The organism is Thermodesulfatator atlanticus DSM 21156 (assembly GCF_000421585.1).
GTDB classification, from domain to species: Bacteria; Desulfobacterota; Thermodesulfobacteria; order Thermodesulfobacteriales; family Thermodesulfatatoraceae; genus Thermodesulfatator; species Thermodesulfatator atlanticus.
Genome location: NZ_ATXH01000008.1, coordinates 1 through 25,096 on the forward strand (window position 1 = coordinate 1; position 25,096 = coordinate 25,096).

General features: G+C 40.8%; 20 protein-coding genes. 12 read left to right on the plus strand and 8 right to left on the minus strand.

The features are described from left to right. The 8 genes from H528_RS0104470 to H528_RS0104515 all read right to left on the minus strand — a co-directional run. Positions 1–1,184, minus strand: a 1,184-nt coding sequence (locus H528_RS0104470) for a cytochrome c3 family protein (protein ID WP_028845776.1), incomplete at its 3' end; no start/stop codon positions are given. After that, positions 1,184–2,167, minus strand: a complete 984-nt coding sequence (locus H528_RS0104475) for an NHL repeat-containing protein (RefSeq protein ID WP_022853145.1) — start codon at positions 2,165–2,167, stop codon at positions 1,184–1,186. The genes H528_RS0104470 and H528_RS0104475, both read right to left, overlap by 1 nt. 9 nt (positions 2,168–2,176) lie before the next feature. Beyond that, a complete protein-coding gene (locus H528_RS0104480) occupies positions 2,177–3,760 on the minus strand; it encodes a formate dehydrogenase subunit gamma (RefSeq protein WP_022853146.1) in 1,584 nt (527 codons plus the stop codon). A gap of 16 nt (positions 3,761–3,776) precedes the next feature. After that, positions 3,777–4,883: a multiheme c-type cytochrome gene (locus tag H528_RS0104485; RefSeq protein ID WP_157608114.1), complete on the minus strand. Its 1,107-nt coding sequence runs from the start codon at positions 4,881–4,883 to the stop codon at positions 3,777–3,779. A gap of 530 nt (positions 4,884–5,413) precedes the next feature. After that, complete coding sequence (locus tag H528_RS0104500; protein ID WP_022853150.1) at positions 5,414–6,100, minus strand: DUF2202 domain-containing protein; 687 nt, start codon at positions 6,098–6,100, stop codon at positions 5,414–5,416. A gap of 21 nt (positions 6,101–6,121) precedes the next feature. Beyond that, on the minus strand, positions 6,122–7,207 hold the full coding sequence (locus tag H528_RS0104505; protein ID WP_022853151.1) for an NHL repeat-containing protein: 1,086 nt from the start codon (positions 7,205–7,207) through the stop codon (positions 6,122–6,124). Between the two features lie 6 nt (positions 7,208–7,213). Then, positions 7,214–8,317, minus strand: a complete 1,104-nt coding sequence (locus tag H528_RS0104510; protein ID WP_022853152.1) for a cytochrome c3 family protein — start codon at positions 8,315–8,317, stop codon at positions 7,214–7,216. Positions 8,318–8,365: 48 nt separating this feature from the next. After that, entirely contained in the window at positions 8,366–9,451 is a 1,086-nt protein-coding gene (locus H528_RS0104515; protein ID WP_022853153.1) for a cytochrome c3 family protein, read from the minus strand. Positions 9,452–9,814: 363 nt separating this feature from the next. Here H528_RS0104515 and H528_RS0104520 point away from each other — a divergent pair, with 363 nt between their 5' ends. From H528_RS0104520 to H528_RS0104575, 12 genes are all read left to right on the plus strand, one after another. Beyond that, positions 9,815–11,701, plus strand: a complete 1,887-nt coding sequence (locus tag H528_RS0104520; RefSeq protein ID WP_157608117.1) for a hypothetical protein — start codon at positions 9,815–9,817, stop codon at positions 11,699–11,701. Between the two features lie 14 nt (positions 11,702–11,715). Then, positions 11,716–12,291: a GNA1162 family protein gene (locus tag H528_RS13985; protein WP_022853155.1), complete on the plus strand. Its 576-nt coding sequence runs from the start codon at positions 11,716–11,718 to the stop codon at positions 12,289–12,291. Between the two features lie 192 nt (positions 12,292–12,483). Continuing rightward, on the plus strand, positions 12,484–13,986 hold the full coding sequence (locus H528_RS0104530) for a hypothetical protein (RefSeq protein ID WP_022853156.1): 1,503 nt from the start codon (positions 12,484–12,486) through the stop codon (positions 13,984–13,986). A gap of 130 nt (positions 13,987–14,116) precedes the next feature. Continuing rightward, positions 14,117–14,563, plus strand: a complete 447-nt coding sequence (locus tag H528_RS0104535) for a hypothetical protein (protein WP_022853157.1) — start codon at positions 14,117–14,119, stop codon at positions 14,561–14,563. Next, entirely contained in the window at positions 14,563–16,203 is a 1,641-nt protein-coding gene (locus H528_RS0104540; protein ID WP_022853158.1) for a peptidylprolyl isomerase, read from the plus strand. Before H528_RS0104535 ends, H528_RS0104540 begins: the two co-directional genes overlap by 1 nt. Continuing rightward, positions 16,178–18,112 carry a cytochrome c3 family protein gene (locus tag H528_RS0104545; protein WP_022853159.1) on the plus strand — a complete coding sequence of 645 codons (1,935 nt, stop codon included), beginning with the start codon at positions 16,178–16,180 and terminating at the stop codon, positions 18,110–18,112. The genes H528_RS0104540 and H528_RS0104545 overlap by 26 nt, the downstream gene beginning before the upstream one ends. After that, entirely contained in the window at positions 18,109–19,302 is a 1,194-nt protein-coding gene (locus H528_RS0104550) for a cytochrome c3 family protein (protein ID WP_022853160.1), read from the plus strand. The genes H528_RS0104545 and H528_RS0104550 overlap by 4 nt, the downstream gene beginning before the upstream one ends. Continuing rightward, positions 19,275–20,294 (plus strand): NHL repeat-containing protein, encoded by a 1,020-nt coding sequence (locus H528_RS0104555; RefSeq protein ID WP_022853161.1) that lies wholly within the window; start codon positions 19,275–19,277, stop codon positions 20,292–20,294. Before H528_RS0104550 ends, H528_RS0104555 begins: the two co-directional genes overlap by 28 nt. Then, complete coding sequence (locus tag H528_RS0104560; protein WP_022853162.1) at positions 20,278–21,360, plus strand: cytochrome c3 family protein; 1,083 nt, start codon at positions 20,278–20,280, stop codon at positions 21,358–21,360. The genes H528_RS0104555 and H528_RS0104560 overlap by 17 nt, the downstream gene beginning before the upstream one ends. After that, positions 21,335–22,705 carry a cytochrome c3 family protein gene (locus tag H528_RS0104565; RefSeq protein ID WP_169352772.1) on the plus strand — a complete coding sequence of 457 codons (1,371 nt, stop codon included), beginning with the start codon at positions 21,335–21,337 and terminating at the stop codon, positions 22,703–22,705. Before H528_RS0104560 ends, H528_RS0104565 begins: the two co-directional genes overlap by 26 nt. Beyond that, a complete protein-coding gene (locus H528_RS14525) occupies positions 22,696–24,015 on the plus strand; it encodes a YncE family protein (RefSeq protein ID WP_022853164.1) in 1,320 nt (439 codons plus the stop codon). Before H528_RS0104565 ends, H528_RS14525 begins: the two co-directional genes overlap by 10 nt. Beyond that, the gene (locus H528_RS0104575; RefSeq protein ID WP_169352773.1) at positions 23,993–25,096 is read left to right on the plus strand and encodes a cytochrome c3 family protein; all 1,104 of its coding nucleotides are present in this window, start codon (positions 23,993–23,995) and stop codon (positions 25,094–25,096) included. The genes H528_RS14525 and H528_RS0104575 overlap by 23 nt, the downstream gene beginning before the upstream one ends.

Below are 25,096 nucleotides of genomic sequence, written 5' to 3' on the forward strand. Positions count from 1 at the left end.
GGCACATGACACGCACTACACACCCCAGCATCTTTCACCCTCTGACCCAGTATGTTCTTCTCCTCCGGTGCTGTTACCCTTAAATCGTGGTCTGTCTTTATTACAGCAAAGGCTTTGGCATGACACGTCTTACAAAGGGGATCTCTTTCCATCACCAAAGCCTTGGGATGAGACTTTTTCATGTGAATACCATGACAAGTGAGACATTGAAGCGTTTCGTTATCTCCAAAGAAGAATCTAGGACACTTCTTGCGTTCCTTAAAAACTATATTGATAGGATGATTTTTTCTCTTCTCACCTTTATCTGCATGACAAATTAGGCAAACTTGAGATCTGTTTACTGGTGCTGCTAACAATTTATAGGGAGGCATTTTAGCATCTGGCTGATGCACAACATGACAGGAAGCACACTGAACTGTGCCTTTTTGCCCATGGTAAAGATGAATTTTAGCGTCAAACTTGACATTTAAAGGATGATTTCGCCTTCTAGCAAGCTTGGGACTAATCTCGATTCCCTTTTCACTATGGCAAGTAATACACAAATCCGAATTGCTAACCCTTAGGATAAAATTCTTTTCGATACCCCCGTGGGCGGTATGGCAACTTTCGCAAATAACATGGCGGGGGTCTTCATCTGCTAGTACTGCTCCAGCTTCAATCAACTTTTTAGGAATAGGTCTTTTACCCGTATGAATAGGATGGTTACAGCCTTTCTTGGTCTGCCTTACGTGACAAAGTTCACACATTATCGAATTTTTGTTTGATATCCTCAAAAAAATTACCCTTTCGATACTTTTGTCAGTAGGCACTCCATGAGCAGAATGACAAGTAGTACAAACTATTTTGCCATCTACCAGCGGAAAAATTTTGGGAATCCTTACTTTATTAGATGGCTTTACATTCACTTTGTGCCTATCGCGAAGCCAAACCTTCACGCGAGAGTCATCTGTTGAACCGTCGTGGCAGCTAAAACACATCATCTCAGACCCTGCCACTTTTTCAATCTGAAGAGGATGAAGCGGGGTTCCCCTTTGTTCATAATAAAAAGGTGGCATCCACCGAAAATGGCAGATGGCACATTCTCTGGCAGGACTCGGTTTAAGGGCCTGTGCACATAATTCAGGGGTTATCACCAACAGAGAAAAAAGAAATACAGCAATAGTAAGACAAATTTTTTTTAGCATTACTTGTCCAACGCTTGAAGGACTAAAACTCTATTTTTTATCATCTCTACTACAAACAAAAAACCGTCCCTCGTAGCCAGGCCTACGGGCGTATGAAAACGCCAAAGTTTTCCGTCAGGACCACCTACAGCCCCTAAAAATTTGCCATCCTTCTTGAAAATCTGAATTACCCCTACGTAACTATCCGAAACAAAAACTTTTCCCTCTTCATCAACAGCTACACCCTTCGGCCGGTAAAACTGGCCTGGATCTATACCCCATTCACCAATAAAGCGTACAAACTTGCCTTTCTGATCTAAAACCTGAACCCTGGTATTAATAACCTCAACGACATAAATGTAGCCATCTTGATCTTCGTCCATCAAAAAAGGATAGCGAAACTGCTCGATCCCCCTTCCCATCTCTCCCGTAGCCCAGATAACATTTCCATCAAAATCAAGTGCAAGTACGCGATGATTGTCATTATCAACCGTGATATATACGCCCGGCATTAAACCAAAAACGACATCGGTAGGATCTGAAGGCACCCCATCTTTAGGAGCAGGTACAGGAATATAGTGCGGCTTATTTACTCCAGGAGGGAAAAGCGCTAAACGATGATTCCTTGAGTCCGCAACTAATACTTCGCCCTTGTCCGACACTGCTAATCCTAGGGGCCAATGCAATAACTTATCTCCACCAAGCGTAAATAGAGGCTTACCTAGAGGATTGTAAACTCTAACAACATTGTTAGTCCCGTCTAACACATAAATCCAGCCCTGTGGCCCGAGCGCTACATCACTAGGCAATTTTAGAGGGCCTTTTATCTCGAAAAGAAGCCGGTAGCGATAAATAGGAAGCGTTTCAGAGTTTTGTTCGGAAACTGAGTTTTTAGTTGCTCTAGCAAAACTAATATGAAAATTGAAAACCAATATAAGAACAAAAAGAAGCTGCCACACCATTAACTTAGCAATTCTTAACTTATTAATGGTGTGGCAGCTCATGCCGTTCACCTACTTCCCTTGCTGCTGCAATCTGCGCAACCTCTGCTGCTTCATCAATTCTGGATCAAACATCGTAGGTAGATAGAACTTCATATACCTATCTATCATTCGTGCAACTTCTGTACGATACAAGCTAGCAGCACGTTTTGGTGGATAGCCAATAGCAACGAAATTGAGATAGCCATCCTTACGGTGGCACTCATCGCAATTAACCGGCTTCCTGGTAAGATGACGGTGCAACAAGGCCTTGGCGCGAGCTTGCTCTTCCGGAGAAAGCTTATCTTTGACCTTTAAGTACTGCTGGACGAAATCCTTGTTAATTTGATCAAGTCTGACTTTCTTACCATCAGGGGTAGTAAGGACCGGAACTAACATTGCCCCATAAACACCATTATCTGTCGTCATCTTAATATGCTGAATGGGCTCGCTAGTCTTATTATCAAACCACACATAATCTATTCTGCCCTTAACTTCATTTCTTCTTACATGACATACTTCACAGGCAAAGAAATAAGTATGCATGTTTAAAAGCGCTCTTACTTCTGGAGACTTGGAGTGCGGATAAATACCATGACAAGTCATACATACAGGAGGATTATTAACTTTAAGGTAAATAGTATTATCTATATTATGAAAATGACCCATCCATTTACGAACTTCACTTTCTTCTTTTTTAGCCTGTTCTATCAAAACCTGCTCTTTACTGATTTGAGTTGCAGCAGGTGTTGGGAAATAAAGAAGCTTTGCAAGAAACAACAGAACACCGATGAAAAATATAATTGAAGGGATAGCCAACAACTTAAAAAAGAAATTACATACTCTCTTAAACAGAGAGGGCTCGGGGATATGGTGCATGTGCTTAAGAGCTTCAATTTGCTCTTCGGTAAGTGGCTTAACTTTTCCTTCCTTAACCAATCTCTCATACCAAAGAGGATGTTCATGAAGTACCTCAGCTATGTGCATCTTACCATCAATCCAGATCCAGCTCATGGGATACTTTCCAGGTTTCCAGTGAACCGCATAAAAATGCCAGACAATAATAGCCATTGTTGCCAATGTCGCTTCCATCACGTGGATGAGGTCGGACAAATCAACCGCAAAAGAGCTGAAATGGGTGTTAAACCAAAGAATAATACCTGTAACAGAAACAATTATAGTACCAGCAACAAGTGCTAAATATTCCATCTTTTCTTTATAGTCAAAGCGATCAAACTTGGGAGGTTCAGGACGTTTGCCCAAAAAATAAGCTATATTCTGGGCAATATCGACAGCATCTTTCCAACGAGGGATCATATCCTTAATAAATTGGCGGCCGTCTTTATGAAAAATACAATAAAAAATATGGTAAAAACAGGTAAGAATCATTAACGCACCAGCCCAGTGATGAATCTGAGTCCGATAAGTATAGAAATTCGGACCTACATATTTTGCTATCTTCTCAATCCAGTCCTCAGGCAACTTAAGCAAAAATCCGGTAACAACCAGAATAAAGAACGTAATTACCGTTAATAAGTGCTGCAACCTCTCATGTATGTTTAGCCTTACTACATATTGATTAAGTACGTCGTCTTTGTTGTTTTGATTGTTCTGCATAACTCTACCTCACTTTCTAGTGATGTTTACGTTCTTTTACTGTTCTATAAAAATCCATCATCTGATGAAGAGCCATTCCACCCACAACACAGGTAATCAACATAGTATAGATAACTTTAACTAAATAATATACTTTCCGCTGGAACCGTTCTTGTTCGGTAAGTTCCTCTTCTTTAACGCCTTCTTTTAAGGCCTTTGTTTTTACTTCAGGGACAAGACCTACTTCACCCCTAAGGGTAACAGGGAGCTTATGAATCTTTCCCTGAGCAAACTTGTAAGTAGCTCCAGGGTGACATCTTTGCAAACCATAAGGATTGGCACAGGTAATAGGACGATTTTTGGGATATAAAGGCGATCTTGGATCATTAATAGGTACCATGCTATGCACATCCAAACCAAAGCCCGGAGGCGCGTGACAGCTTAAGCAATCAGGAGCGTTTGGATCTCCGTAAAGAACAGCCTTCCAGTGAAAGCTATCTTTATAACCAGATACAGGCTCAAGCCCATGACGAGCCATCTTTTGAACATCTGAGTGACATGCCATACATAAGTCAACTAACTCTTTAGGTGCTCGGGCCCGATGCAGCCTGTGGGCAAAGTGCTGATAAAACCGTTTTGTCCATTTCTTATCTTCATGACACCCCATGCAGCGCCTTAGGGCATCTTTATTAATACCTGGCTTCATTGATTCTAGATCTGCAATTGGTTTATAAATCTGGTTTACGTGGCAATCAGCACAGCGAGGATAATCTTCAGGATATTTCTTGAGTTTTGGAGGAATGCCTGGGCTATGCACGCTGTGAATTAACCTTTCATAAATGTTAGCGTGGGAAAATTCCTTCCCTGTAGAAGGCTCTTTCAAGTGACATTTTGTAGCACAATTCACTTTCTTAACGTTGTTGTGCGGGATGACGTCCAGACCAATGTGGCAATAACGACACAAAATTTGGCCATGAACAGATTGATCATACAACTGGGGATTAACATAGAACAATCTAAATTTACCAGTTTTTTGCTCTATACGAGCAAGCCCTGGATAACGGTGGCAAATGAGACAGTCTTCTTCATCAGCAGGAGTTCTGGCACTAACTGAAATAGCCGAAAACAAGATCCAAAAACACATCAGGCCCCACAACCAAAGCAAATCTCTTCTCAAGACACACCTCATCATTTCACTCCTTTTTTAATATATAATCATGAAGCCTTATCTTTTTGTTACTAATTTCATTTATGAGTTTGTTCGAAAACCTTTAAAAGCCAAATATTTAACTAAACTAATTGTTTGAATAAACAAAACTAGTTAATGGGGAAAAATTTGGCCTTTACACATAAAGAAGGGAGGATAGAAAAACCTATTTTCTGTTTTCTCTTTTTTTTTTGCCAAAAAACACAAAACTACAAAAAAACTTTTGCTTGCTAAAAGAAATTGAATACTAAAATGCTAGAAATACCAAAAATAATAAGTTATTGAGACACCTAAATGGCACTTAATCTATTAAGTATATAATTGCAAAATAGCTGTTATAAGCTTGCACACATAACCACAAGGGATTCATTCCCATTTTTCGGAACAAAAATGAAAATGAATCCGTAAGACTACAAATACTTCCACAAATACAAGACAGAATAGATCTCTATTTATAGAGGCCCAGTTTAATTAATTCGCTTAATAGGCTTTCCGTTGATATCTACAGGTCCACGCTCTATAGGGGTGGATATTATCTTTTGGTATTCTTCTTTTGATATATATTTCGGTTGATAATTTTCGCCTATTTTCTTCAACCAGTTTGAAAATATCCTTAGGTGGTTACGTGAAGCCTTCATCAGGTTTTGAAAAACAAGCTTAACGTCTTGGTTATCCACTTCTTTTAAAGCTTGTTGTAAATCGTGAATATCTAGCTCTTCAATCTCTGCCCCAACTTTGATCGCCTCGCCAAAGTTTTTCATCCCACGTTTAACCATTTCAGAGTAGAGCTCAGAGAATTCTTTACTCTTGAAGTAACCCATACCAAGGCCTTTTACTGGATCCTTTAACCCATATTTATCTAAAAGGGCCTTGACCATATCCATATGTTTTTGCTCACTATTGGTAATGTTCTCAAAGGCCCTAAGTGGCCAGCGCTGTAAAATGGTAAAGTAAACATCATGTGCCAGTTTTTCTTCTTCTCTCATCTTTAGTAACCACGCCTTCTCCTTTGGGCTCAAAGGTTCTTTGGGAAGGGCCTTGACCTTTTGAATACACCATCCTGAAGCCCCGTCAGGTTTAAAAGCACCAGGAGGGAAAGCAAAACAATGGGCCACAAAAACAAAACTAAACAAGAAAAAGACAATTTTTTTCATTTAAGCACTCCTTTTTTTACGCTATTTTTGAGGCAAAAAGGAAGGAATCTTACCAAAAGGAAGACCTTCTTTTTCCTGCCACAATTCAACAACCTGTACCCTGTGGTTAAATAAATCAGCAATATAAATCCTTCCAAACTTGTCCACTATAATATCGGAAGGGTAATTAAACCATCCCGGTGTCCATCCCCTCCCACCAAACTCAAACATGAGCTTACCCGTGTCATAGTCATAGGCTAGACCACTGTGGCGCAAATAATCAACCACGTATATCAAACCCTGATTAGGATCCGCGCAAATACCGCGGGGACGACTAAGCTTACCCGGGCCGCCCCCTTTTTGGCCACCTTTAAACAAAAAGTTGCCATTTTCATCATAGACATAAAATCTTCCCATCTCTTCGCTAAGCAAATAAAGTCTTCCTGACGAATCCACATAGACATCAATTATAAGGGCACTTCTTGGCTTTTCATTGGGAATAAAGGAATCTTTAGGAGAAATTGTTCGCAGATACTTACCTTCTGGTGATAATACTATGGCCCCCGGATAATTAAGACCTGCTACATAAAGATTGCCATTTTTACCGATGGCTATTGAACGAGGAATAAACTCCTCAGCACCTTTAAATCCAGAAAAGTAAATCTCTCTTGTCTTTATGGCCGCACCATTAAAAACAGCAATATGAGGTTTTGATTCTGGCGGGCGCCCTGCTTCGCAAACATATAAATTCCCTTTGTGGTCGATAGCCAAACCAGAAGGAGAAACAAGACCTCTGCCTTTCCCCATAGAAAAAATAGGAAAAAGATCAGGGCTATATACGATGACTCGTGCTCGCCCTGTATCTATCACATAAAGTTCATCCATTTCGGGATCGTAGGCGAGATAGGCTGGAAAAGAAAACTTCTGTCCCTGGTCATCTGAAGTGATAATTTCAATAACTTTGATTTCAGCACGCTCAGCCCTTCCCTGTAAAACTTCTTTTAATTTTTCTTCAGAGGGCTGCTGGGCAACCTGCCTTTCTTGCGCCCTGACAAAAGGAATAAAACATAAAATGAGGCCCAGAACGACGAATATTATCGCCCTGAGCCTCTTATGATTTCTCAGCATAGCTTCTTACTGAAAAGTCCCTTTCTTAGTATGACAGACAAAACAACCACAGTCACTAGAGTTATCTACCGTACACTTAGAGTAGTCCCACCTCAAAATATCATCATAAGGGCTTCCATGGGGACGATGACAGGAAAGACACATTACCATATCCTCTCCAGGAGTAACCGTAGCACTCGGCCCCGTATTTGAAAGACTGGGACGCGCTACCGGAGCCAGAGGATTGTAGGTAGTATAAGCAGCATACTCGCCACTAGATGGCAGGACTGCATCTGAAGGATGGCGCAACCAGGGAGAGCCGCCGTCAGGATTATCGCTTTGCTGATGGAAAAACCCGTGACATCCGGTACAATAAGCTGTCATCGCATTAACTCCCATACCAAAACCACCAACTCCGGTATAAGCCCCTGTTACTCCTAAGTATTCGTTGTGATCAGAAGAGCTAACCGTGGCCTGCCAGTCATTATCCTCGATCCCTTCCACTCCTCTACCCTGACCTCCCATGTGGCCAGAAAGGAAACGATACCAGCCGCCACTTTCACCAACTACGTTATCGTAATTTCCGTTGGGATGGTCGAGCGCATGGTGTTTAGGACGCAAATGGCAACCCCGACAGCCATAACGCCCCTCAAGATCCGGAATAAAAGGATCTGAAACCCCCTCTGCAGGCCGGCTAAGCCTAGCATGACAAGAAGTAGTTCCACAGGTAATTTGGCCACCTGGGGCTTTGGTAAGAAAATCATCGTCTTCATTCAGGAAGACGTTATGCCCTTTGGGATCGCCTATTTTGCCGTCTGTGTTACCAAGGCCTTCCTTAACCCAATAAAAATTACCACCTGCAAGGTACTGAGAAGGAGCGCTACCACCGGTATAAAGGACTACCGGAACCGTACTGTCTCCCAGTTGATATGTGGTAGAAGATTCAGAAGATGAATGACACCCCACACAGTCGTATTTGGTAAGCCCTGGGTTTACCCCCTCTGTAACAGGAGCGCCGTTTTGTGAGTTATGCATAGTATGACAATTAGAACAAACCCCAGAGACACGAGCCAGAGCCTGAGAGGCTCCAAGCAAAATCATCATAAGACCCAAGACAATTAGCTTTCTCATACCCCCCTCCAACTAAGAGAGGGGGCCAAGGCCCCCTCTGGTATAGGTTTAATACTTGTTGGTGTGGCAAGCATAGCAGCCGCAGTTGTTAGCCGAACCACTTGAAGCCTGGCAGTTGCTATAATCCCAGCGCAAGAGGTCTGCATAAGGAGAACCGTGCGCCCGGTGGCAGGAGATACAAAGGACTATGTCATCAGTCCCACTAAAAGTTACAGTGCTTAAAACACCACCGTTAAGATCGCTACCTAGAGGAGCACCTGGCCAGTAGGTACCAGTTTGTCCAAAAGGACCAGGATAATCCGTGTATCCTTCACCAGAAGCACTGCTCAAGGCAAAGTCAGAGGGGTGACGGAGCCAAGGAGAACCAGTGCCTGAGTTGCTAACTTCGTTTCCAGAATGGAAATCTCCGTGACACTCAGCGCAAAGATAGTTAATGGTAGCAGTGTCAGAAGCAGTAGTAACATCGCTGCGATTTACAGCATAGTACTGGTTGTGTTCGGTAGCAGTAGGCTTAAATTCCCAGTCACTGTCTTCAATACCTTTGATCCCTTTTAAGAACCTGAAGCTGGTCCCCACGGTAGTGCCATCAATGGTGCTATCATCAGCATGGTGGGCCCCACGAATATCAGCAAAGTCATCTTCATACTGGTGGCCACCGTGACAGCCATAGACTCCCGCACAGGTGAGCTGCTTGCTCCAGGTGGCCTCACCACCTGCAACTTGCCCGTTAGCATTAAAGCTGGAATTCCAACCAGGAGGAGTCAGACCAATCTTGCTGTCTTCATTTGCGATACCTACTACGTTGTGCCCGGTGGTATCATCGGTTTTTACCCAATAGAAGTTACCACCTGCAAGGGTGTTCCCCTCTGTACCGAAAGTTCCATAGTTAGGCTCTGAGTTGTCCACAACATAAGGGATATTACCACCGGCAGCGTTCGTTCCCGTGTGACAACCAATACAGTCGCCCTTTGTGAGCGCGCGGTATGGACCTCCCTCTACCACTGCCGCCCCGTCTTGAGAGTTGTGCATGGTATGACAGTCAGAACATGGCCCCTGCACCCTGGCCAAAACACTTAAAGGGAAAAATACAAATAAAGACAAAACCAACCAAACCAAAAAACATTTGCACTTCATAACTCAAACCTCCTTATCAGGTATTTTCATTGATTAATATAATCATAAATTCTTATTATGTCAGCCTGAGGGCCTCACCTCCCACAAAAATTTCACAAACAAAACCCCTTTGAACTATATGTTTAAATTTCTATGATAATTTTGTTAAATTCAACTAGGAATTTTGGAAGTTTTTAATCTAAATTAAATGTTTTTGATTAATTGGTTAATATTTTGGCACCTTGTAAAGAATTTCTCGTTTTTTTGCGGTTTGAGAAATGAGCAAACAACCTTTATGAAGAAAGGCTAATGAGAACAAAGTCTTTATTTTTTTTAATCATAAGCTTTATCTTTTGGGCGCAAAACGCCAGTTCTTTCAATTTGATGGGAGACTGGCGTTATAGCAAAGTCTCCGACTCGCCAGGGGTAACTTCGCAAATCTACTCCCTGACCTTTTCTTCTTTTCTTACCAATACGATTTCGGTAGGGAGCACCCTCCGTTATTCGCGTCAGGACCAAGATATCACCACCAGGGAAAATTTTTCGCCAACGGCTTTTTTGAGTTTGCGAAATGATTTTTTCAATCTCAACTTAAGCGCCACGGACTCCGAAAGAAGAAACTCCCAGGGGCCTGATTTCACTTCCCGTTCCTGGAATATAGATTTGTCTTCTTATTACAAAGAAATCGTAAATACCCGCGTTTATTACGGCTCATCAAAAGAATTTGACTGGAATAAAGAAAGGACCAACACCAAAACCAACTACTGGGGATTAAATCTTGCCAAACAGTGGCAACACTTACAGCTAAATTACGATTACCGCGGCAGCAAAGCCGACGATTATATCAATCGTTCCCAAAGCAAAAACTTCTCTCACCTTTTAAGGGGCCAATATAGCGGCGTGTGGAAAAAATTATCCTACAACTTAAGCCAGCAATTTAATTATACCGATACCAAATGGGAAGGAACCCTTATAGGCGGAGAGGCCCGTTATCTTCTCCCTAATATAGAAGTAACGTGGGAAGACTACACACCTAGCGATGGAGATAATCTTAATGTCTATATCAACGACGTAAAAGATTGGCAGCCAGGAGACACTCCAGATAAGGGAATCGTAATTGACCTAGGCACAGAATCTCTTGACCGGATAGAATTTTATTATGACTCTGTCGATTTTAAGGAAATCCCCCCAGACATAAAGTGGGATATATACTGGAGCTACGATGAAACCAACTGGCATCTGTTATATCAGGATGTCTCGCTTCCCTATGATTTTCCGACAACCTTTTCCACCGCACGCTACATCAAGCTGGTTCCCCGCAACACCTCGGCAACAGACCCTTTAACCCTTAATCAGCCTGAATTCCGGCTGTACAAAATTTTGTCTGCCCCCACCTATGAAAGCTCGGTAAAAAGCTATCGGACAGACATTTCGCTGGGATATCAACTCATCGAAAACCTAAATCTCAACTATTATTTCTCAAACAACCGTTCAGAGCCGACCCCTGGAAGAGATTCAAAAGACAATATACATAATTTGTCTTTATCCTGGTTTTATAACAAATACCTGCAACCCAGGACCGCTGTTTCAGTGAGCACCCAGGAAAGAGAAAAAGAACCCACTATCAAAGTAAAAAACTTTTCTTTTTCTAACTATTCACAAATCCTTCCCACCCTAAGCACCAGCCTTGGCTTTACCCATTCGATAACAAAAGAAGGGGGCGAGAAAAACAGCAGAAGTGATACCATTAACTTTAACAGCGCCGCAGAAATTTTTCCGGATTTAAATTTGCGCTTAGACATAACTTTATCCGACAATTACAATTATATAAGTTCAGTTTCTACCAAAGGTTATTCCCAGCGCTTATACGTAGTGGCCAGGATAAAACCTCAGGTTGTTTTAAGCACAACTTACCAGCTCGACTACACCGACAGTTCTTTAGGGGGCTCAGACACGACCCACTCTTTGTTGGTTGACCTGAGTTGGACTTTATCAGAAGTTTGCTCTGTCCATATAACGGAAAACATCAAAAAAAATACAGATGAAACAACCCTTGATTCAACTTATTCGATTTGGCTCTCTCCCAGCGCAAACACCCAGCTAAACGTACAATACAGCGGAAGGATAAACGGAGAGAGCTATGACAACATCTCGGGATTTTTCTCCTGGAAGATAGGAAGACATTTTTCACTAAAGAGCAATGTCTCCTGGAATAACCAAACCCCGGAAGGTCAATGGTCCTGGATGATAAATTTGACCGCAAATTTTTAAATAAGGAGGGCTAAATGTTCAAAAATATACGGTGCTTATTACTGATTTGTCTTATCTTCCTAGTAACTTCTTGTGGTGCGCCGCTGGTGCAAAAATCCTATCTCAGACCAGGTGTTGATGTCTCCTATATAAAAAAGATCGCGGTACTTAAGTTTCAAAACAACTCTCAAAACAAGTATGCCGCGGAAAGGTTGCGCAACATCGTGATCACGGAAATTTTGGCAAAGGGTATTTTTGATGTTGTTGATAAATCGCTAGTAGATATGGTTTTGATGGAAGAAATTGTAGGCGAAGAAGGGGCTTATAACAAAGCCACCCTTAGAAGAATCGCCCGTAAGCTAGGAGTTCAAGCGGTTCTAACGGGTTCTGTTGATGCCTATGACATCGAACGCACCGGAACTTATTCTTACCCGGTAGTAGGACTTTCTCTCACGCTCATTGACGGCTCCACAGGAGAAATCGTATGGCAAGCAAGTGGAACTGCCAGTGGCTACAGCACCTGGGGCCGAATCTTTGGCACCAAAGGCAAAGATCTTACTGAACTGAGCTTTGAACTCGTACAAAGGTTGCTTGACACCTTGAATATCTAACAAAATGACCTTTGCCAAATTGCCGATTTAAGTGTTGTAATCAGAGCCATAGAAGATCCGTTCCTATTTTCGGTACTAAAAATAGGAACAGATCTCAAAAAGTGTTTTGCAAAGTCTTTTAAAATTTTATTATTTGCCTTTTAAGAAAATTTGATGATAAAATGGATTTAGACACTGAAGCGGGGGAATGTTGTGTCGCGGATCTCGGGCAAGTTTCTTAAAAAACTGCTTCTGATTTTATTCCTGGGTATATGGATCGCTTTACCTGCACGGGTTTTTTCTCAAATTGCAGTTATGCCTTTTGAAGACATCTCAAAGGATTTAAACGGTGTAAACCTGGAAATCCCTCGCAAAATTGCCCAAGCCCTGGAAAAACAAGGGCTTACCGTTGTCTATCCCGATGCCCTTGTTCCCTTTTTGGCCAAAAATCGCTATCGCTGGATGGGGTGGGTTGATCAGGTCACAGCGCTAAAAATTGCCAAACAATTTAATGTTGACCTTATAATGTTGGGAACAGTTACAGAACTTAATAAGTCAGAACCTCCCTGTATTGGCTTAATTGTCCAATTATTAAAAGTTAAAGACTACAAGCTCATCTGGAGTCGCTCAGCAGTCTTTTCGGCCAAGGAAGAAATCTCCATCCTGGGCCTAGACAAACCTACGTTTCAATCATTAGAAATGAAGACTATTAACACCTTAGTGGCAAATATTCCTCCAGAAATTCAACAAAAAGCAATTCATCCCCCGGTAATAGAAATAACCGACGTGTTCCTCAAGCCTAAAAGGGTACAAAGCCACACTGAGGTTGAGTGTGCCATCCGTTTGAACACCGCGGGGCCTTCTCCCTCGGAAATTTTGTTCCAGATAAACGGAAAAGAAATTCCTGCAAGGCCACAAACACAAAAAGAAGGACTTTATATTGCAAAATGGATAGCACCTGAAAAAGAAGGTCGTTATCCAATAAAGCTGGTGGTTAAGTGGGACAAGTATTCTTTGCATCAAGAAATGTTTTTGACATCGCTGATAGTTGATAATACCCCGCCAAAATTTAGCTTAAAAATTATTCGAGGAGAAAAGATAAAAGATAGCATCGCCTTTAACCGTCACATTCTCCTTGTGCCCATCTTTGAACAATCAGAGCCTATTGCCCGGTGGGCTTTTTATGTTTTGGACCCTAAAACCAGAACACCTGTCTTCAAAGTAGAGCGCCCAGGCAGGATTCCCTCGCGCCTCATCTGGCGGGGAACAAACATTGCCGGAAAATACCTGGCTAACGGCCAATATATTGCAAAGGTTAAAGTATGGGACCAGGCTGGAAATTCCTACGAGCAAGAAACAAAGTTACTCTTTGTAAAGAGTGCACCAGCAGCCAAAATTTTGGCAGAAAAACTTAGTGACAAGAAAGTTAAGCTTATAATCAAAGTAAATAAACACCTGCTCCCCTTGACATCATGGCGTCTCGAACTGTGGGACAGCGACGGGAATCTCATATCCGAATATGAAAGCACTAAAGAAAAAGACGAAGTCTCCTTACCAAACGATGAAAACCTTTTATACACCTTAGAAATAAGAGACATTTTAGGGAATAAAACCATCTTAAAAAATATACCCCTAAAACCCTTGATACTGCGAGCAGCTACTACTCCCCAAGAAAAAGAAAAAACATTCACTAATTCTTGGACGTCTGACTTTTAGCCATGGAAGCCTTAAAATCATTTTTAATTGCTGTTTTTATTGTATTCGCTTGCATATCGTGCTCAACAACCAAAAACCCAAAAATTGAAGTTTCTACTAACATAGAAAAAAACCATGCAAAATAGCCGTATTGCCCTTCAAAAACCAAACCGATGACCCTACGATATCAAATCTTTTTTATCGCATCTTTTTAGACACCTTGATTGAAGAAGCTCACTTTGAAATCATTCCCGAAGGCCAAATAAGAAGGATTCTAATTCTTGAACGTTATACCGGGAACAAAGAAATATCTAGAAGTTTAATAAATGCCATTCGCAAAAGAACTGGAGCAGACGCATTAATCATTGGAGAAATTTTAGAATCAAACAGAAAAGAACTAAAACTATCAGTTTTAATATATGCTATCGACACATCTAGTGGTAAATTGCTATGGACTACCTATTATTCTAAAACAGGAGAAGATTATCGAAAAGTTTTACACTTTGGAAGACCTTTTACCATGACGAAACTAGCAAAAAACATGGCTGATGATATTTTATACACTTGGAATGAAGAACATCTTGGAGGTTGCTGGTAGTGAAAAAACTTTCAATTATCTTGTTATCACTATTTTTTTTAGTTCTGCTTAGACCAGCTGACGGTTTAACTTTTTTTTGGGACAATTATTTAGTAAAAATAGACAACCAAAAATATACCAAGGAAGATTTCCTAAAATGGTGGAATTTTTGGAAAGAACCTGGGATGAAAATCCCGGATACTCCCGACCCTTTCATAAACTGGATTTTACTTTCTCGCGAAGGAGAAGCCCTAGCCCTCAATGAAGACCCATATTACAAGCACAAGATGCGTGTTTTTCTATCTGTTAGAAGTCTGTTGCTTCTGAAAAACGAAGAAGTTGATAGCAAAATAGAAATATCGCAAAACAAAATATGGAAAGAATATCTAAAAGACTACGTTCCTAGGCTAAAAATCATATCCCTTGTGACAAATAACGAAAAAGAAGCAAAAAAATGGCAAAAAGAAATAAAATCAAAAGAAGATTTTGAAAAATTATTTGAAAAATTAAAAAAAGAAGGAAAAGCCAAAGATTTTGGCTGGGAGCGTCCGATAACAATTCCCAAAGAAATTAGACAATCTGTAATTAACGCTAAACCTGGAGATATTTTATTAGTTAATTTCCATAACAATTATTTCTTGGTTTTGGTGCAGGATAAAAAAGGTCCTGAAAAAGAAGATTTTGAAGCTCTGACAAAAAGCATTAGTCACAAGTTACGAAAAAAAGAAGAAGAAAAACTAACCAACGATTTATTAGAAAGACTAAAAAGAAAATATCAAGTCAAAGTATACTGGAGCATAATTGACCAAATAGGCAACAAAGAACTCCCCAAAGAACTTGCAAAACAGATTGTTTTAGAAATTCAAGGAGAAAAACTTACCGCGGGGCAATTCTACCAAAAACTACAAAAAGAGATTTCCCTGCGTTTTCCAAATAAAAAAATTAACAAAGAGGAACTAGAAAGACTTAAAAGATACATGATTAATACTTATATCGCTCAAACTTTAACTTCTTTAGAAGCCCTTAATAGACATTATGAAACAAAAGAACCCCTTAAGGATCTTTACGAATTTTATAAAAAGCAGCTATTAATCAATACTTTAGAAGAAAAAATTATCAAACCTCAAATAAAAATTACCGAAGATGAAATTAAAAAGTATTACGAGGAACATATCAAAGATTTTACCCGCCCCGAAATGGTACAAATTGCCGTTATCAAAACCACTGATCCGGCCCTTATTAAAAAAGCCTACCAGCGACTAAAATCCGGTGAAGACTTCTTCGAAGTAGGGAAAGAAATCCAATTTCACGGAGTCCGTCCCGAAAAATATCCGCTGTCACGTCTTGTGCCGGAGATGAAAGAAGTCGTTGTTCGTTTAAAGCCTGGAACTTTTTCGCCGATAATAAAATTTAAAAGGGGCGATGAGACCTGGTACTGTATTGTCTATCTGCTAAGGCACTATCCTGAAGAGCCCCATCCGTACAACATGGTTAAAGAGTCTATCGAAAAAATGCTCTACCAACAGAAATTCCAAAAATTAAAAGAAGATTATATCAAAAAGCTCAGAGCGAACGCTCATATAGAGATCAATCAAAAGGCCTGGGAAGAAGTGCACAAGGAGCTGGAGGCGGAAAATGCAAAAAGACATAAAAAGTTCTAGTATAGTTGCCGTTTGTGTTGTTTTTCTGTTTATTATTGCAAGTTGTGCTCCCCAGCGTCCAGCTCCACAAAAAAGAAAAACTTGTATCGATTGCCACCCAGAATATGAAAAAACAGTCTATAAATGGCCATTTGTACACCAACCTGTAAAAGATAAAAATTGCTATGGTTGCCACCGTCCCCACGGCGTGGTGGGCGGCATTTTTCTAAAGGGCTCCCCACCCGGGATATGCTTCAATTGTCATGCTAAAGACCTTCCACGCTTTCAGAAAAAATTCCTACACCAACCCGTAAAAGAGGGGAAATGCTATGAATGCCACGATCCCCATTCTGCCCCTCATAAATTCTTGCTCAAAAAAGATGCCTCTGACTTGTGTCTTTCGTGTCACCAAGACATTACCAAATATCCTTTCAAACACCCTGCCCTTAAAGAAGGCTGTTTAAAATGTCATGATCCCCACGCAGGAGATACAAAGGGATTACTCAAAGAACCCACCTCCCAAACCTGCTTCTCTTGTCACAAAGAAAAGGAAATAGCTAAGGCCCATTTTGGGTATGACATTAAAAAAGACTGTGCAGATTGCCATAATCCTCACGGGTCTTACAAACCAAAATTGCTGAGAAAAACAGTCCATCTTCCGGTCACCAAGGGAAATTGCAAAGAATGCCACACGATAAAGGCCAACCAAATAGCCGGCACGCTACCCAACCAAAATGAAATCTGTAAGAGATGTCATAAAACAGAAAAAGGAAATTTCATACACCAACCCTACCAAAAAGACGAATGTCTTAAGTGCCATCAACCACATGCCTGCAAATACGATCAGCTTCTCAAACAAGACAAAAACCAGATATGCCTGTCTTGCCATCAAAATGTTGTTGAAAAAAAATCCCAAGAAAAAGTCTCGCTTCACCAACCAGCTGAAAAAGGCGAATGTCTCAAGTGTCATAAAGCACACGTATCAAACATAAAATCTTTGCTAAAGAAAGAAGGTAACCAGACGTGTTTGGACTGTCACAAAAACCAACTAAAAGGCACTTTGATTCATGAACCACTTAAGAAAAAAGAATGCCTTAATTGCCACAAGCCCCACAAATCAAAATATGAAAGATTGCTAACCAGACCCCAAAAAGCGCTTTGCTTTCAATGCCATCAAAAAACAGCCCTAGAAGAAGATTATTTTAGCGTGCATACAGCCTTTGCGAGAGGGAATTGCTCTGGATGCCATAATCCTCATAGTGCAAACAATAAATTATTCTTAAAAACAGACCAAAAACAACTTTGTTTAAAGTGCCATAAAAACCTAATTAAACAATACGCAGAAACACAACAGCATAAACCTTTTAAGGAGAAAGAATGCTTAAAGTGCCATAATGCACACTCTTCAGAATATCCTTTCCACCTAAACCAAGCAGAAGATATTACATGCTTTGAATGTCACACAAAAATAGAACAGCAAGTGCAACATGCAAAAATTGTTCACCCTCCCACTCAAAAAGGGAATTGTTCACAGTGTCACGATCCGCATGGAAGCAAAAAACAATATTTATTAAAAACTGATCTAATAGACGGCTGCCTTTCCTGCCACAATGAAATATCAGAAGACTGGCAAATGGGAATCGCTCACAAGCCAGTAAAAGAAAAAGATAGTTGCATCAAATGCCATAGTGCACATGCTTCAAATAATTTAGCTCTTTTAAATAGACCTGTTTCAAAAATTTGTTCGAAATGTCACGCCATAGATAAAAAATTGCTTGAAGCTCACAATAATATAAATCCCAGACCTAACGACTGCACAACCTGTCACGATCCTCACGGAGGCCCAGATAAGAGGATGCTGTGGCCCGTAGAACATGCGCCCTTTGCAAAAGGTGATTGCGCTCCTTGCCATACGGAGGCTGCCAGATGAAAAAAATCTATCTTACATTGTTTATATTACTATCCATTGTCTTTTCCAGTAATAGCTGGGCCAGTGAATATCCTACTAACGACGTCTGCTTCAAGTGCCATAAAAAAGAACAGTTTTTAAAAGGAAAGTCTATTCACCAGCCTGTCAAAAATAAAAGATGTGACAAGTGCCATCGTCCCCACGCATCAAAATATAAAAAATTATTATTGGTACCAGAGCAGGAAACCTGTACAACTTGTCATAAAAAGCTAGAATCTAAAATTCTTAACTCAAAATTTGCCCATGATCCAGCACTCAAAAATCATTGCATACGTTGTCATAATCCCCATTCATCTAAATACAACTTTTTACTTAATAGCTCCGTACAAGCCACCTGTAAAACATGTCACAAAAAAATATTAACTAAAAAATATCAATTTGTGCATAAACCATACAAAGATGGAAACTGTCTCAAATGCCACAACCCACACTATAGCAATGACCCTCGACTTTTAAAAAAGAATCCCAACCAAACCTGCTTTTCTTGTCACAAGAAAGACAATAAATTACTAAAAGCACACAATGGGAAAACACCTAAAGGCGAATGTCTCTTGTGTCACAATCCTCATGGCAGCAATAATAAAGCCCTATTAAGACCGATAAAACACAAGCCTTTTGCAGCAAAGAACTGCAAAGCCTGTCACGCTCAAAATGCTCCCAAGGACGAAGAACTTTGCTTACAATGCCACAAAGACAACCTCAAAACGTTTCAATACACTCACAACCATCTTCTCGGTGGATACACGCAAAATACTTGCTTAGTTTGTCACAATCCACATGTAGCAGAAACTAAAGATCTTTTAGTAGCTAGCCCTGAACACTTGTGTTCTTCGTGCCATACAACAGTTTACAAGCAAAAGAGAGAAATGTTGTACTTTCATCCTAAAAGGAAATTCTGCCTGGAATGTCACAAAGCCCATGGTTCTAACCATCCTGCAATGCTGAGAGCAGATGGCAACAAAGTATGCAGCAGATGTCATGAGACCCAAGGGAAATTCTCCCATCCAGTTGGAGAAAAGGTTTTGGATCCTAGGAATAAACAGCCAATGACTTGTATCACCTGCCACGAACCTATGGGAACTAACTACAAATATCAGCTCAAAATGAGCGGAGAGGCGGCTTTATGCTTAGAATGCCACAAAAACTATTAGAGACTTTTGCAAAACTATCGAGATCCAAGTTGCAAGCACAGCCACACGGGATCCGTTCCTATTTTTCGAAGCGTAAAAAAGAAACGGATCCTGAAATAAATCTTGAAAAAGGCTGCCTGCAAAGGTCTCTCTTAATATTGCTTATTTTAAGTTTAATACTTAGCAGCATCTGCAATAAAGCACAGGCAGCTAGATTTAAATATGCCTTTTCTTTAGCAAAAGCCCCAGATGGTACGCCTTTACACCATCCGTTTAGCATTTTTATAGATCCTAAAGTAAAGCGCATATACGTTACTGACGTAGCAAATAATCGCTTAGTTTCTTACGATTTCGCTGGAAAACCTTTAAAAGCATTTAATGCTGCAGGAAAACTCAAAGGGCCTATTTTTATGATCAAAGACGAGAACATTTTATGGGTTGTAGAACGCCCTCTTAATTCTCTTACCTTAATAAACCTAAAAGACCGCATATTTAAAAGAAATAACCTGACCTGGGGCCGTCGACCTATTCTAGTTGATAGGATAGCTACCTGGGGGAAAAACGTAGTTGTCTTAGATCGCGCATCTGGCAGGGTGTTTCTGCTCAACCAATATTTAGAAATTCAAAAAATTTTTCCCTCAAAAAAATTGAAGACCTTTAACGGAATTTATGATATTAAAATTAAAGGTAACTGGCTTTGGGGGCTAGAAAATATGTCTTCTAAACTTTACGCCTTTAATTTAAATGACGGCTCCTTTCATTCACTAACCCTCAAGAAACAGATGGTAGTTCCTGTCTCTTTTGATATAGATAGCGCGGGGAATATATATGTCTTAGATAGAGATTTGAAAAAAGTTTTTGTCTTCGATAAAAAGGGCAACTTTAAGTATAGCTTTTTACAGGAAGGATTCAGACCTGGACAAGACTTATATCCCAGCAACTTAGTTATATACGAAAACTACTTATTTTTAGTAGACGAAGGGAATGGACGGATCGATGTGTGGCAACGCTAAAAAGATTGGCTTTGTTTTAATGCTAACATTGCTTCTTATTTGGCCTTTGCAAAAAGGCTCTTTTGCTAAAATCCCTGCGGGAATCCCTTGTTCTAGCTGTCATACTATGCACTATTCTCAAAACGGAGGCGTTCTTGAAGAGTGGGGAAAACATGGCCCCTATAAAGCTTTAGTCATAAACGACTGTATTGGATGTCACACTGGAAACAACGATGGAACAAACTTTACCCCTTACGTGACTTCTACTTCCCCTCCCAATTATGGAGAAACAGGCACTGAAGGAAACACCCTGGCAGGTGGAAGTTTTTACTGGGTTTCTATAGGGGAGGAAAAAAAAGGGCATAACGTTGTGCCGTTTCCCCCTGATTCCCGCTTCGGAAACACACCCCCTGGAGGCCCTGGTTTAACCTCACAATTGACCTGTGCTGGCACAACTGGATGCCACGGAGACAGAAACAAAGAAGGCGACTTTGAAGCTCTGCTTGGAGCACACCATGCTGACGACTCCACTATAGACGGCCAAACAGTAGGAACCAGCTATCGGTTCCTCAAAGGGATTTTGGGCTATGAAGACAGTGACTGGGAATATCAACCTGACGCCTCACATCATAACCAATATAAGGGCACAGACAGAAGCTCTGAGGCCCAAGTGAATACCACTACTATCAGTTATCTTTGTGCTGAATGCCATGGTTTTTTCCATAGCGGAGATGGAATAAGCGGACAAAGTACAGGATGGGGGTCTCCCTGGTTACGTCATCCTACTGATTACGACATGTCAAACACTGCTTCTGGATCAGAATACAGGGCTTATCCGGGAAACTACGCTGCTCCGAGATCAACGGGAATAAACCCGTATTCTGTAATTGCTCCCTTGGGAAGTGAAGATGTTTCTGCGCCTAAAACCAATATCCTTTTTCAAGGGCAAGATGCCATAGTTACCTGCATATCATGCCACAGAGCTCACGGATCACCCTATAACGCCATATTAAGGTGGGATTATTATGGTTGGCCTCAAACAACGACCAAAAACGGCTGCAATGCGTGTCATACTAATAAAGATTAATACGATGGGATTAATAGGGCTTTTTATAGCCCTTCTGTCTTTACATGCTGGTCTTTGTTTTGCTGGAAGTTATACCGACTCAGCCCACGGTAGTGCCACCTATGGGGTAAAAAGGTCATCCCTTTCGGAATATGCACGAGGTAATTGCGGACATTGTCATCTACAACACGGCTCTCTGGGAGACTCTCTTGCCGGACCATTTCCTTTTGCTCTTTTTGCCGAAAATTTTAATACCATAGCTGAGACTGCCCCATATAACGACTCAGACAATGACAATATTTGCTTTTTATGCCACGGTCCTTCTTCCCTGCAACAAGGGGGAATAACTAATTATGACTATAGCAAAACGTTTGGAGGTGATAGCACCAGCAATGTAAGCTCTATTTTGGAAGTATTTAATCTCAAAAAATCTAATCTTTCAGCTTCTTATCATAATCTAAAAGATATTTATGACTTTGCTTTAACACAAAACTGGCCATTTTTTAAAGAAAAATCTAACCCCTGCGTGGCTTGCCATAACCCGCATTTGGCAAAATTAATACGCATAAATCAAACCAATCCAGCAGCTTACACCGCTGTTTCTTTACCTATAGTTAAAAACATTGGCAACAGCCAAGAAAATCACGAAACCCTTTGGGGAGATGGTCCCGGAGAAACAATGAATGATTTTTATCCCAATCATTATCAGGCACCTTTGTATTACGGGAGTCAAAATACTTATGAGCCTGGAGGCACTTCAGATTACAAAGGCACAAAATTGCCCGATTATGCCACGTTTTGCACTGCTTGTCATAATAGCTCAAATGTAATTTACAGCAGCGAACTAGGAAGAACTTTAAGAAAAATAGACTGGTACACTATAGGGGGAGATACCGTTAACACTGATCCCTTGCCAGACAAGCATGGCAAAAATTCTGCAACAGTAAAAGTTAACCTTCGGGAACCATATGAAAACACTCTGCTAGGGATAAACATAGACTTTGTTACTTCATGTACTGATTGTCATGAACCTCATGGCTCACCAAGGCCATTTCTCTTGCGCACTGTAGTAAATGGAAAAATTATTCCTTCGTTTAATATAGATGACAACTCTTTAGGCTATTTTTGCATGGCCTGCCATAAAGACGACAAGGCCCTTGGCCGCGCAACACAAGAAAATGTCTGGGAATATGTACACCATTATGACGAAGACGCTCCATACCCTAAAAAACACGGGGATCAGGGACGCTGTGGCTGGTGTCACGGTCAGCACAACAGGCCTATAGCTTGTATTAAGTGTCACCAGCATGGGATGAAAGATACATGGGCTCCAGATACTGAGGAGAGTGGACGAATATGTTTTTAATAGCTCTATTAATAACATTTCTTCTGGCAACACAGGCTAGCGCCGCAAGAATCAACTTATTTCTAAACATAGAAAACCCAACAAAACAAGAAATCAGCTTTCAAATCAAAGATATAAGAATAAAACTACCCAATAAAGAATTAGAGATAAAAGATTTTCCTAAGGAAATATCGTCCAAAAGCAGTTTCAACCAGGCCTTTTTAGGACATACTGAAAATAATTTAAAAAACATAGAAGCTATTAACATAGATCTTAAAAGCGCTTTCCTTAACACGAAAGAAATCCCCGTTGAAAAAAAATCTATAAATTTGCCCATAAATGTTAAATTAAATGGCGATGAAAGTATCTGTATTTTTGTTATATGGGATGTTAAATCTTCCCTACGGAAAGGTAACTTTTATCCCTCTTTTTTTGTCAAAGCACAACGCTTAACCTTTAGACGAGAAAGTCTTTACGTAACCTGTGAAGACGCTGACACTCTTTTTGTAATCCGTACAGACCTGAACCAAGTAATCGCGTCTATAAGAGTTAGCGGATATCCGTTAGATCTCGCCGCTGATGATAAGAATAATAGACTAATTGTTGTCTCCCAAAAAAATAGAAGACTAAATATCATAGAGCTTTCTACCCTTCGCTTGGTAGATTCTATCGTACTGCCTTTTGTTATTTCGCCTCAATTCATAGCCCTTTTACCGGGTAATAATGTCATTGTAACAGACCCTGATTCAGACTACGTACTCGTAGAAGATATAGACACAGGTAATGTCATATCTGCAAGAAGGGTTGGATACAGCCCTTCAGAAGTGGTTTTTGATCCCGTAAGAAAAAAAATATTTGTTTCTTCTCCCTCTGACCAATCAATATACGTCTTTGAGCCAAGCCTTTTGCCTGTGTCAAAAATAAAGATAGGGCAGTCTCCCCGGGGGCTTTATGTCTTTGAAGACATTCTTTACGTGGCAGATCCTGCCACGGGATATGTACATCTCATTTCCCTTGGCAATTACGCCCCCAAAGGCCAATTCTTTAGTGGCTCAGGAGCTGTTCAAGTTTTTGCACAAAACGGCCGAGTATATATTAGCAACGAATACGAGGGCTCGATATCCATAACAAGCCCAGGCCAAATGAGCGTTGCCAAAAAAATCAGCATTGGGCGATATCCTTATGATTTGGCGTCAAGTAACAGAAGAGGTTGGCTATATGTGGGACTTAGAAAAGAAAAATCCATCGCAGTTATTGACCTTTCCTCCGAAAGGCTCAAAGGAAAAATCAGGCTTGGGTGCCGTCCCTTTGGCCTTGCTGTTGCCCAGTAAGTCCAATTTTAAACTTCTCGGCTTAAAAAAATTTCTTATTATTATCTTATGTGCCATTGTCTCTTTATGCTTTGCGCAAAATATCTTTGCTAAAACCTGTCAAGAGTGCCATCCTCCATCCAAAGTTGCTCCTAACGCCCGTAAATGGCATGCGCCTTTTATTGAAGGGAAATGCGAGGCTTGTCACGGAGGAGCAGCAAATACTTTTCAGACAGACGTAATTAAAGGAATTAAGTGGTTCCAAAGTGGCTCACTATTAGGTGGAAAGGCTTACATTGTGCTATCTCCCAAGGTTGAACAATTCGATTTGGTCTTCCGCACTCAAAATCCCTGGAAGCAAGAAATATTATCGACCCTTGAGGTTCCCTCTTTTTCAGAAATTACCCCCCCTGAAATTGTGAAGGTCTGGTTTTTAGGACTAGAAAAAGGCCCCTGGATAGAAGCAAAAGTCCTGGTACAAACAACCACGCCCTGTAAAGTCAGTGTTTCCTGTGATGGAGCCACTGGAAGTACTGAAGAAAATTACTATTCTTACCAAGTTATTTCTATTCCCCACGTGGAAGAAGGAAATACTTATAACTGTGTCGTAGAAGCCGAAGATTTCAATGGAGTCCAAACTCCACCTCAAAATTTCACCTTCACCGCCCAAGGTGCATTTGAAAACAATCTTTCAAAGCTCAATCCCCCGGCTCAAAATGTTACCGTTAAGCTTTTTCGCTCAAATCTTGACGAATTAGTGCTAGAAATTGCCTCAGACGGAAAAATTTCTTGGAAACTTGGCGGCATTGCAAGATCAAACATCGCCAAAAAAAGCAGTTCTAAGCCAGCAGATCATCCGCACATGAATCCCCTTTCGTGGTCATCAATTGATGCCTGTTATTCTTGCCATAAAAGAAGTATGTTTACGGTGAGTCACCCGGTAAATGTGGCCTTGAGGCCCTTTATGGCCAATGACGAACTTCCACTTTTTAGGGGCGTAATAACCTGTGCTACCTGCCACAACCCTCATGGTTCAGCCTATCCTTATGACTTGCGCAAATATGGACCTGGATTATGTAAAACCTGTCACAAAGACAAATAA